The organism is Noviherbaspirillum denitrificans, assembly GCF_002211445.1.
GTDB lineage: Bacteria > Pseudomonadota > Gammaproteobacteria > Burkholderiales > Burkholderiaceae_D > Noviherbaspirillum > Noviherbaspirillum denitrificans.
The window spans coordinates 4,412,129-4,422,024 of sequence record NZ_LSTO01000001.1 but is presented as its reverse complement, the minus strand read 5'-3'; the positions used below and the strand labels follow the sequence as shown (position 1 = coordinate 4,422,024).

General features: G+C 61.7%; 8 protein-coding genes and 1 pseudogene. 4 read left to right on the top strand and 5 right to left on the bottom strand.

Translation table 11 applies throughout. The features are described 5' to 3' along the window. Positions 1-179: 179 nt before the first annotated feature. Genes AYR66_RS21420 through AYR66_RS21410 form a run of 3 tightly spaced genes read right to left on the bottom strand, consistent with a single transcriptional unit; the run spans position 180 to position 4,515 of the window. Positions 180-1,475, bottom strand: coding sequence for a replication-associated recombination protein A (locus AYR66_RS21420; RefSeq protein ID WP_088709191.1), 1,296 nt, complete (start codon positions 1,473-1,475; stop codon positions 180-182). A 33-nt stretch (positions 1,476-1,508) separates the two neighbouring features. Continuing rightward, positions 1,509-2,138: an outer membrane lipoprotein chaperone LolA gene (gene lolA, locus AYR66_RS21415; RefSeq protein WP_234815051.1), complete on the bottom strand. Its 630-nt coding sequence runs from the start codon at positions 2,136-2,138 to the stop codon at positions 1,509-1,511. 40 nt (positions 2,139-2,178) lie between these two features. After that, entirely contained in the window at positions 2,179-4,515 is a 2,337-nt protein-coding gene (locus AYR66_RS21410; RefSeq protein ID WP_088709980.1) for a DNA translocase FtsK, read from the bottom strand. Positions 4,516-4,703: 188 nt separating this feature from the next. Here AYR66_RS21410 and trxB point away from each other — a divergent pair, with 188 nt between their 5' ends. From trxB to AYR66_RS21395, 3 genes are all read left to right on the top strand, one after another. Beyond that, positions 4,704-5,660 carry a thioredoxin-disulfide reductase gene (gene trxB, locus AYR66_RS21405; RefSeq protein WP_088709190.1) on the top strand — a complete coding sequence of 319 codons (957 nt, stop codon included), beginning with the start codon at positions 4,704-4,706 and terminating at the stop codon, positions 5,658-5,660. A gap of 58 nt (positions 5,661-5,718) precedes the next feature. Continuing rightward, positions 5,719-6,357 carry a Smr/MutS family protein gene (locus tag AYR66_RS21400; RefSeq protein WP_088709189.1) on the top strand — a complete coding sequence of 213 codons (639 nt, stop codon included), beginning with the start codon at positions 5,719-5,721 and terminating at the stop codon, positions 6,355-6,357. A 75-nt stretch (positions 6,358-6,432) separates the two neighbouring features. Further along, a complete protein-coding gene (locus AYR66_RS21395) occupies positions 6,433-7,035 on the top strand; it encodes a trimeric intracellular cation channel family protein (RefSeq protein ID WP_088709188.1) in 603 nt (200 codons plus the stop codon). A gap of 63 nt (positions 7,036-7,098) precedes the next feature. Here AYR66_RS21395 and AYR66_RS21390 read toward each other — a convergent pair whose 3' ends face one another. Both AYR66_RS21390 and AYR66_RS21385 read right to left on the bottom strand, forming a co-directional pair. Next, a complete protein-coding gene (locus tag AYR66_RS21390) occupies positions 7,099-7,437 on the bottom strand; it encodes a P-II family nitrogen regulator (protein ID WP_088709187.1) in 339 nt (112 codons plus the stop codon). Positions 7,438-7,542: 105 nt separating this feature from the next. Continuing rightward, positions 7,543-9,597: an NAD(+) synthase gene (locus tag AYR66_RS21385; RefSeq protein ID WP_088709186.1), complete on the bottom strand. Its 2,055-nt coding sequence runs from the start codon at positions 9,595-9,597 to the stop codon at positions 7,543-7,545. Positions 9,598-9,771: 174 nt separating this feature from the next. Here AYR66_RS21385 and AYR66_RS30175 point away from each other — a divergent pair. Further along, a pseudogene (locus tag AYR66_RS30175) lies at positions 9,772-9,896 on the top strand (GNAT family N-acetyltransferase); the annotation flags it as partial.

The window sequence follows — 9,896 nt, the reverse complement described above, 5'->3', positions numbered from 1 at the left end:
GGCTTCGAGCGCGTTGAAGGCTGCGACGTCGAGCTGGAACTTGCGCGCGGCCAGGCGGGCGGCGACGGTGTCGATGTCTTTGCGGAGAAGTTGAATATCGATCATGGAAATGCCGGTTTAGGAAAGACTAAACCGCCATTGTACCAAGCGGCGGCGGGTGTCCGGAAAGGCTTCCCGGACTACTTCTTTTCGTTTTTCCGGGCTTCGCGGTCGAGCGAGCGCAACCAGGCCAGCTTTTCGCCAATCTTGCCCTCCAGCCCGCGCGGCGTCGGCTGGTACCAGCCGGGTTCCTTCATGCCTTCGGGCAGGTAGGTCTCGCCGGCCGCATAGGCATCCGGCTCGTCGTGCGCATAGCGATACAGCTTGCCGTAGCCGAGCTCCTTCATCAGCTTGGTCGGAGCGTTGCGCAGGTGCTCCGGCACCGGGCGCGACTTGTCCTTGGCGACGAAGGCGCGGGCGGCGTTGTAGGCGTTGTAGACGGCATTCGACTTGGCCGCGCAGGCGAGGAAAACCACCGCCTCGGCGAGTGCCAGCTCGCCTTCCGGTGAACCGAGGCGTTCGTACACTTCCGCAGCGTCCAGCGAAATGCGCAATGCCCGCGGGTCGGCCAGGCCGATGTCTTCGGCCGCCATGCGGATGATCCGGCGCGACAGGTAACGCGGGTCGGCGCCGCCATCGAGCATGCGCACCAGCCAGTAGAGCGCGCCGTCCGGATTGGAGCCACGCACCGACTTGTGCAGTGCGGAGATCTGGTCGTAGAACGCATCTCCGCCCTTGTCGAAGCGGCGCAGGTTCTCGGCCAACGCGGTACCAAGCAACGCCTCGTCCACTTCCTGCGACTCGTTCGCGGCAGCGGCGCGGGCGACAATTTCGAGGTTGTTCAACAGCTTGCGGCCGTCGCCGTCTGCGCTGGCAATCAACGTGGATTTCGCTTCCGGGGTGAAATCGAGGTCGTCCAGCTCCTGAATGCAGGCGCGGTCGACCAGCTCGTCGAGGTCTTCGTCCGACAGCGATTTCAGCACATACACGGCGGCACGCGACAGCAGCGCGCTGTTGACTTCGAACGACGGGTTCTCGGTGGTCGCGCCGATGAAGGTGAACAGTCCGCTCTCGACGTGCGGCAGGAAGGCATCCTGCTGGCTCTTGTTGAAGCGGTGTACTTCGTCAACGAACAGGATGGTGCGGCGGCCGGAATTGGCACGCACTATTTGGGCGTGCTCCACCGCTTCACGGATGTCCTTGACGCCCGACAGCACTGCCGACAGCGCAATGAACTCGGCATTGAAACTGTCCGCCATCAGCCGTGCCAGCGTGGTCTTGCCCACACCCGGAGGGCCCCACAGGATCATGGAATGTGGTTCGCCGGACTCGAATGCGACGCGTAGCGGCTTGCCGGCACCGAGCAGATGCTGCTGGCCGATCACCTCGTCCAGGGATTTGGGCCGAAGGCGTTCGGCGAGCGGAATGGATGCCATGGCGTGAAGCGGGTGTGGCCCGCGGCTTTCTTGTTATTGCTGGAACACGTCGGCGCCCTTGGGCACCACGAAACGGAACTGGTCGGTTCCGATCGACGGGTTCTTTTCAAACTTGTTGAAAGTGAGGATGGATACCTGGCCGAAGGAGTCGCGCAATTCCATTGCGTGCGGCACGCCATCCTTCAGGCCGATGCCAATGCGGTCGAACGTGGTGTCCTTGGTCTTCGGCGTCGCTTCCAGCCATTCCAGGCCGTCGCGGGCGCCGGCTTCCTTCAGCGTGAAATTCTTTTCAAGGTCATTGCTGCCGAACAGGATGGCCGCCGGCGAAGAGCCAAGCGCGTCGCCCAGCTGCTTGACCGTGACCTGGTTCAGGTCCTTGTCGTAGATATAGAGTTTCTGTCCATCGGCCTGCAGCAATTGCTCGTAGGGTTTCCGGTAGGTCCAGATGAACCGGCCCGGCCGCGCGAACATGAACGTGCCGCTCGACGTGCCGCCCGCGGCTTCGCCCTTGCCCACGGCCTTTACCTGCTTCTGCACGAACTCGCCCTTGGCCGCTTTCGTGCTGCTGACGAAGGATTTGAACTGGTCAAGCGCAGCCGCATTCGCAAATGCGGGCAGCGCAAACACACACGCCGCAACGAGGCGTGCGGCGTGCTGTGTGATTGAAAATGGTCGACTTGCTGTCTGTTTCAAAGCCGCTTTCCTATTCGGGATTGTTCGATGCAGGCACCAGGATTTCCCGGTTGCCGTTCGATTGCATCGAAGAAACAAGGCCGCTCTGCTCCATCTGTTCGAGCAGGCGGGCTGCGCGATTGTAGCCGATGCGCAAATGACGCTGCACGAGCGAGATCGACGCGCGGCGGTTCTTCAGCACCACTGCCACCGCCTGGTCGTACAAGCCGTCGGATTCACCGTCACCGCCGCTCGCGCCGCCAAGCGCAACATCGCCTCCTTCTTCGAGGACACCACCTTCTAGGATGCCTTCAATGTAATTGGGTTCCCCTTGCGCCTTGAGGTGCTGCACCACGCGATGCACCTCGTCATCCGACACGAAGGCGCCGTGGACACGGATCGGCAGGCCGGTTCCCGGCGGCATGTAGAGCATGTCGCCCATACCCAGCAGGGTTTCCGCACCCATCTGGTCGAGGATAGTGCGCGAGTCGATCTTGCTGCTGACCTGGAAGGCGATGCGCGTCGGGATGTTGGCCTTGATGAGGCCGGTGATGACGTCGACCGACGGACGCTGGGTCGCGAGGATCAGGTGGATGCCCGCCGCGCGCGCCTTCTGCGCGATGCGGGCAATCAGTTCCTCGACCTTCTTGCCGACGACCATCATGAGATCGGCCAGTTCGTCGATGATGATGACGATGGTCGGCAGCTTTTCCAGCGGTTCCGGTGCGTCCGGCGTCAGACTGAAGGGGTTGGGGATCTTTTCCTCTTTCTTTTCCGCGTCGGCTATCTTGTTGTTATAGCCCGCGAGGTTGCGCACGCCAAGCTTGGACATCAGCTTGTAGCGGCGCTCCATCTCGGCCACTGCCCAGTTGAGCGCATTGCCGGCCTGGCGCATATCCGTCACGACCGGCGCCAGCAGGTGCGGGATGCCTTCGTACACCGACATTTCCAGCATCTTCGGATCGATCAGGATCATGCGCACGCTGTTCGGGTCGGACTTGTACAGCAGCGACAGGATGGTCGCGTTGATGCCGACCGACTTGCCCGAACCGGTGGTACCGGCGACCAGCAGGTGCGGCATTTTCGCAAGGTCGGCCACGACCGGGTTGCCGGCGATGTCCTTGCCCAGCGCGACCGTCAGCGACGCGTGGCTGTCGTTGTACACCTTGGAGCCGAGGATCTCTGTGAGGCGCACGATCTGGCGTTTCGGATTCGGCAGCTCCAGGCCCATGTAGTTCTTGCCCGGGATGGTTTCCACCACGCGGATCGAGGTCAGCGACAGCGAACGCGCGAGGTCGCGTGCGAGGTTGACGATCTGGCTGCCCTTCACGCCGGTAGCCGGCTCGATCTCGTAGCGGGTAATGACCGGGCCCGGATAGGCGGCGACCACTTTCGCCTCGACACCGAAATCCGAGAGCTTCTTCTCGATCAGGCGGCTGGTGAATTCCAGCGTTTCGACGCTGACCGTTTCCTGCGCCGGCGGCGGCTCGTCGAGCAGCGACAGCGGCGGCAGGTTGGTGTCGGGCAGGTCGGCGAACAGCGACACCTGTTTTTCCTTCTCGACGCGCTCGGACTTCGGCACGGATACGACCTGCGGCTCGATGCGGATCGGCGTAGCCTCGACGATCTTGGCGCGCTCCTGCACCACCGCTTCCTCGCGCTTGACGGCAGCGACCTGGCCGACCTTGCGGTCCTCGCGTGCGGAGTAGAAATTGCGGATGTAATTGATGCCGTCCTCGAGCGCCCCGCCCACACGCTCGGCGACGTTCAGCCAGGAGACATGGAAAAACAGGCTGAAACCGACACCAAAGATCAGCAGCAGGAACAACGTGGCGCCGGTAAATCCGAAGGCATTCTGCGCCGCTCCGCCGAGCAGCTCGCCCAGCACGCCACCAGGCGCACGCGGAAGCTGCGCCTTGAGCGTGTACATGCGCAGGTGTTCGATCGCGACGCTGCCGACCAGGATGAGGCCGAATCCGATGGCGCGGATCCAGACTTCGGTGTGGTGCTCCGGCTCAGGCTCCTTCTGCAGCAGGAAGCGGTGCGACAGGCGCCGGTAACCGGCCCAGACCGAGCGCAGGAGGAACACGCAAAACCACCATGCGGAAAATCCGAAGATGAACAGCATCAGGTCCGCTGTCCAGGCGCCGATCTTGCCGCCCCAGTTGGCAATCTGCGGCACGACATTGGCCTGCGACCAGCCCGGATCAGTCCTGGAATATGTCAGAAAGACAAGAATGAGATAAACGGTAACGATGGCCAGCACGAACCAGCGCGCCTCGGAAAGGAGGCGTACGAGCCGGTTCGGCAAGGGATGCGCTTCGGTCTGATTGGTATTGCGAGTATAAGCTTGTGTCGTTTTGGTCATGATGCCTGCAAATTCGGGGCAGTCCCGCATCGTCGTCGCTCGGCGCGGAATGCGGGTTCGACTATAATCTTAACCAGTTTTTCAGGAGCAATCCCGAATATGTACCCGGGAAGCACTTGAATATTTGCCTTTTGGCGACATATGAATCGCCTGCACAGCCGAATTATTCCCTTACTCCCCCTATTCCTATGGCAACCACCAAACACGCCCACGTACTGATTATCGGTTCCGGCCCGGCCGGCTACAGCGCTGCTGTCTACGCCGCGCGCGCCAACCTGAAGCCTGTACTCATCACCGGCGTCGAACAGGGCGGTCAGCTGATGACCACCACCGACGTCGAAAACTGGCCTGGCGACCCGATGGGCGTGCAAGGACCGGAACTGATGCAGCGCCTGTTGCAGCACGCCGAGCGCTTCAACACCGAGATCGTGTTCGACTACATCCACACCGCGAAGCTGAACGAGAAGCCGATCCGGCTGATCGGCGATTCCGGCGAATACACCTGCGACTCGCTGATCATCGCCACCGGCGCGTCCGCACAATACCTCGGCCTGCCCTCCGAAGAAGCCTTCATGGGCAAGGGCGTGTCCGCCTGCGCCACCTGCGACGGCTTCTTCTACAAGAACCAGGCCGTGGCTGTGGTCGGCGGCGGCAACACCGCGGTCGAGGAAGCGCTGTACCTGTCCAACATCGCCAGCAAGGTGACGGTGATCCACCGCCGCAACAAGTTCCGCGCCGAGCCTATCCTGATCGACCGCCTGATGGCCAAGGTCGAGGAAGGCAAGATCGAAGTGAAGTGGGACCACACGCTGGATGAAGTGACGGGCGACACCTCGGGCGTCACCGGCGTCAACATCAAGTCGACCAAGGACGGCAGCGTCACTCCCCTTCCGGTGCAGGGCGTGTTCATCGCTATCGGCCACAAGCCCAATACCAGCATCTTCGAAGGACAGCTGGAGATGCAGAACGGCTACATCCGCACTCGTGGCGGCTCGGAAGGCTTCGCCACCGCGACCAACATCCCGGGCGTATTCGCCGCCGGCGATGTGCAGGACCATGTCTACCGCCAGGCCGTGACCAGCGCCGGCACCGGCTGCATGGCCGCGCTCGACGCACAGCGTTATCTGGAAAGCCTCGAAGGCTGATCCATCGTAGTACGCCGGCGGTACCATGCCTCGGTACCGTCGGCATCAGGAATCCATCATGTCTGGCTCCATCAAAGACTTCGCCGCCCTGAAATCCCTGCGGGCGACGATCAAGGCACAGGAAGAGGCGCGCAAGGCGGCCGAGGAAGAACGCCAGCGGCGTGAAAAGGAAAGCCGCCGTGACGCCGAACTCTTCCGCCGCAGCATCGGCGACGTCCAGCCCCTTTCGCCATCGGGCAAGGCCGAAGCGAACGTCGAGCGTCCTCTCCCGATTCCCAAGCAGCGCATGGCCGATGAACAGGCGGCGCTCGAAGAATCACTGTCCGACGAATTCAACGTCGACACCCTCCTGGATACCGACCACGAGTTGAGCTATGCACGCCCGGGCATCAGCGGCGACATCCTGCGCAAGCTGCGCCGCGGGCACTGGGTGATCCAGGCGCAGCTCGACTTGCACGGCATGCGCCGCGACGAGGCGCGCGAGGCGCTGGGTGAATTCCTGCGCAACGCCGTCAAGCGCGGCGTGCGCTGCGTGCGCGTCATCCATGGCAAGGGACTCGGCTCGGTCAACAAGGAACCGGTCCTCAAGAGCAAGGTACGCAGCTGGCTGGTGCAGAAGGACGAAGTGATTGCCTTCTGCCAGGCCCGCGCGGCGGACGGTGGCGCGGGGGCGCTCGTCGTGCTGCTCAAGGCGTAAAGGATCGCCGCGCCTCGCTTGCTTTCCGCCCCACCCCAAGTATCATGCAGGCAAACAACTCCCCCACCCGCCTGCATGACCATCGTCAAGATCCTTGAAATCGTCGCTATCCTCGTCGGAGCCTTCTCCGGCTTCATAGAGGCGCGCAGCAAGAAGATGGACGTGGTCGGGATTTTCACGGTCGCCTTCATCACCGCATTCGGCGGCGGCACACTGCGCGATATCCTGCTCGACAGGCGCCCGCTGTTCTGGGTAGAACACCAGGAATACGCCATCCTCATCTTCCTGCTCGCGATGGTGGCCGCACCGGCCATCCGCACTTTGCGCAAGATCATTTCGGAACGCCTGATCGTGACGGCGGATGCGTTGGGGTTGGGCCTGTTTTCGATCGTCGGCGTGTCGCAGGCGCTGGAAGCCGGCATGCCGCTGTTCATCGCCTCGATGATGGGCGTCATCACCGGTATTTTCGGCGGCGTGCTGCGCGATATTGTCTGCAACGAGATTCCGATGGTCCTGCGCGACGGCAAGCCCTATGCGATCTGCTCGTTCGCCGGTTGCTGGATGTACCTGCTCATGCAGAAGACCGGTGTGCCGGCTGATTTCGCCCTGTGGTCGAGCGCGCTGGGCATCACGGCATTCCGCATGGTGACCTGGGCCAAAGGCGTGAAAATCGAATAGTAAACGACACAGCCCGGCCGGCACGCTGAAAACGCGCCGGCCGGGCTGTGACGTGGATGCTGCTTAAACTGCGTCTGCGCCGGTTTCGCCGGTACGGATACGGATGACCTGCTCGACTTCACGCACGAAAATCTTGCCGTCGCCGATCTTGCCGGTACGCGCCGCCTTGATGATGGCGTCCACTGCCTGTTCCACCACCTTGTCGTCGATGACAGCCTCGATCTTCACCTTCGGCAGGAAGTCGACAACATACTCGGCGCCGCGATACAGCTCGGTGTGGCCCTTCTGGCGGCCGAAGCCCTTCACTTCCGTCACAGTCAGGCCGGTGACGCCGATTTCGCCGAGCGCTTCGCGAACTTCGTCCAGCTTGAAAGGTTTGATGATTGCAGTAACCAGCTTCATGACAGCTCCTTAGTTTGTTTCACTTACGAATCCGCAACTATAACCGCCATGTACCTGCCGGCGATGTGTTTCGTTTATTTTACATTGCCCGGGCTGCAACCCGGCTTATTGGTCGGGAACCTTGTCCAGTTCGCGCATCCATACAGCCGATTCGGAATCGCTCGGCGCACGCCAGTCTCCACGCGGAGACAGGGACCCGCCGGAGCCCACCTTGGGCGAATTCGGCACGCAGGTGCGCTTGAACTGACTGGTCTGGAAGAAGCGCCGCAGGAAAATACCCAAGTTGCGCTTGATATCGCCCACGCCGTACTGGTTGCGGACTACATGCGCGCCTTCCGGCCAGCGTCCCGCGTCCCGGTTTCCCCACGCCGCATGCGCGAGGAAAGCGACCTTCGACGGGGAAAAGCCGAAACGCAGCGTGTAGTAGAGGTTGAAATCCTGCAGCTCGTACGGCCCGATCACGCTCTCGGTCTTCTGTTCCGGCGCATCCTTCCCCTTGCCCGGCACAAGTTCCGGACTGATGTCGGTGTCGAGCACGCTCAGCAGCACATCGGAACCCGACGCACCGATCTGGCCGGTTTCCGCGACCCAGCGCACGAGGTGCACGATCAGGGTTTTGGGCACGCTGGCATTCACGTTGTAGTGCGACATGTGGTCGCCCACGCCATAGGTGCACCATCCCAGCGCGAGTTCGCTCAGGTCGCCAGTACCGATGACGATGCCCTGGTGGTGGTTCGCGAGGCGGAACAGGTGGCTGGTGCGTTCGCCCGCCTGCACGTTCTCGAAGGTGATGTCGTAATTCTCCTCGCCCGAGGTGTAGCTGTGCCCGATGTCCTTGAGCATCTGCAGACAGCTCGGGCGGATATCGATTTCCGAAGCTGAACACCCGACCACTTCCATGAGCTTCCTCGCCTGGAGCAACGTGCGTTCGCTGGTGGCAAACCCCGGCATCGTAATGCCGATGATGTTCTTGCGCGGAAGGCCGAGGCGATCCATCGCCTTCGCGCAGACCAGCAAGGCGTGCGTCGAATCGAGCCCACCCGACACGCCGATGACCACCTTCTGCATGCCGGATGCCGACAGGCGCTGCACCAGTGCCTGCACCTGGATGTTGTAGACCTCGCTGCAACGTTCATCGCGGCGGCTGGCATCGGAAGGAACATAGGGGAAGCGTTCGACATTCCTGCTCAACGCCAGCTTGCCCGTAACGGGGAGGTTGAGAGGAAACGCTACCTTCCTGAACCTGGCCACTTCACCGGCATGGCGGCGCACCGAGTCGCCGAAGGTGGACATGCGCATCCGCTCGCGCGACAGCCGTTCGAGGTCGATGTCGCCGTAGACGAGGTGTGATCTGTCCGAGAACCGCTCGGATTCTGCAAGGAGCTCGCCATTCTCGTAAATCAGCGCCTGTCCGTCCCACGCCATGTCGGTCGACGATTCACCTTTGCCGGCCGAAGAATACAAGTAGGCCGAAAGACAGCGCGCCGACTGTTGCGACACCAGCTGGTGCCGGTACCTGGCCTTGCCGACGACGATGTTGGACGCCGAGAGGTTGACGAGCACCGTAGCGCCGGCAAGCGCGGCAAAGGTGGAAGGCGGGATCGGCACCCAGACGTCTTCACAGATTTCGACATGGAAACGGAACAGCGGCTGGTTTTCCAATTCAAAGAGCAGGTTGGCACCAAAGGGCACAGTGCCGCCGAGGAGCGTGACCTCGGTGACAGCGACACTGTCAGCCGGGCTGAACTGCCTTGCCTCGTAGAACTCGCCATAGTTCGGCAGGTAACTCTTGGGAACAATTCCACGAATCTTGCCAGCCGCTACGACGACGGCACAGTTGAATAACTGATGTTCGACACGCAACGGCATGCCGACGATCATGGCGATGTCGAGTGTCGCCGACGCTTCTACGATGGAGGCCAGCGCATGCTGGCACGCGTCCAACAAGGCTTTCTGGTGGAACAGGTCGTCGCAGGTGTACGCGGACAATCCCAGTTCGGGAAAGGCGATCAATGCCGCGCCGTTCTTTTCCGCCTCGATCGCCAGGGCTATCGTTTCCTTCGCGTTGAACACGGGATCCGCAACCCGGCAAACCGGAACGCCCACTGCGACCCGGGCAAAGTCATGCGAATAGAGGTTAAAAAACTCGGGATTCATCATCAGGCTTACCTTTTAGAACCAGCCCCGCTTGCATTGCCTGCGCATCGAACCGCTGCGTCGAATTTGCGTAGAATGAATGGCACGGCAACCGCCGGCAAGGCGCTGTTGGTTTGAGCATCGGAAACATCCGTGCGCGCCGCCAGCCCGAGGCAAAAAGATGGTTTGATATCAATAGTGAATTATCGCACGCAAATCGTTTCCTCCCTTGACGAGATCGGCCAGGCACACTGGGACGGACTGGTCGCGGCGCAAGGCGAAAGCAACCCTTTCCTGTCCTTTGCCTTCCTGCATGCCTTGCA

Bases quoted from the DNA above. Each gene is read 5' to 3' on its own strand.
- AYR66_RS21390 (WP_088709187.1), bottom strand. From the start codon at position 7,437: ATGAAGCTGGTTACTGCAATCATCAAACCTTTCAAGCTGGACGAAGTT.
- AYR66_RS21400 (WP_088709189.1), top strand. From the start codon at position 5,719: ATGTCTGGCTCCATCAAAGACTTCGCCGCCCTGAAATCCCTGCGGGCG.
- AYR66_RS21395 (WP_088709188.1), top strand. From the start codon at position 6,433: ATGACCATCGTCAAGATCCTTGAAATCGTCGCTATCCTCGTCGGAGCC.
- AYR66_RS21410 (WP_088709980.1), bottom strand. From the start codon at position 4,515: ATGACCAAAACGACACAAGCTTATACTCGCAATACCAATCAGACCGAA.
- trxB (WP_088709190.1), top strand. From the start codon at position 4,704: ATGGCAACCACCAAACACGCCCACGTACTGATTATCGGTTCCGGCCCG.
- AYR66_RS21385 (WP_088709186.1), bottom strand. From the start codon at position 9,597: ATGATGAATCCCGAGTTTTTTAACCTCTATTCGCATGACTTTGCCCGG.
- AYR66_RS21420 (WP_088709191.1), bottom strand. From the start codon at position 1,475: ATGGCATCCATTCCGCTCGCCGAACGCCTTCGGCCCAAATCCCTGGAC.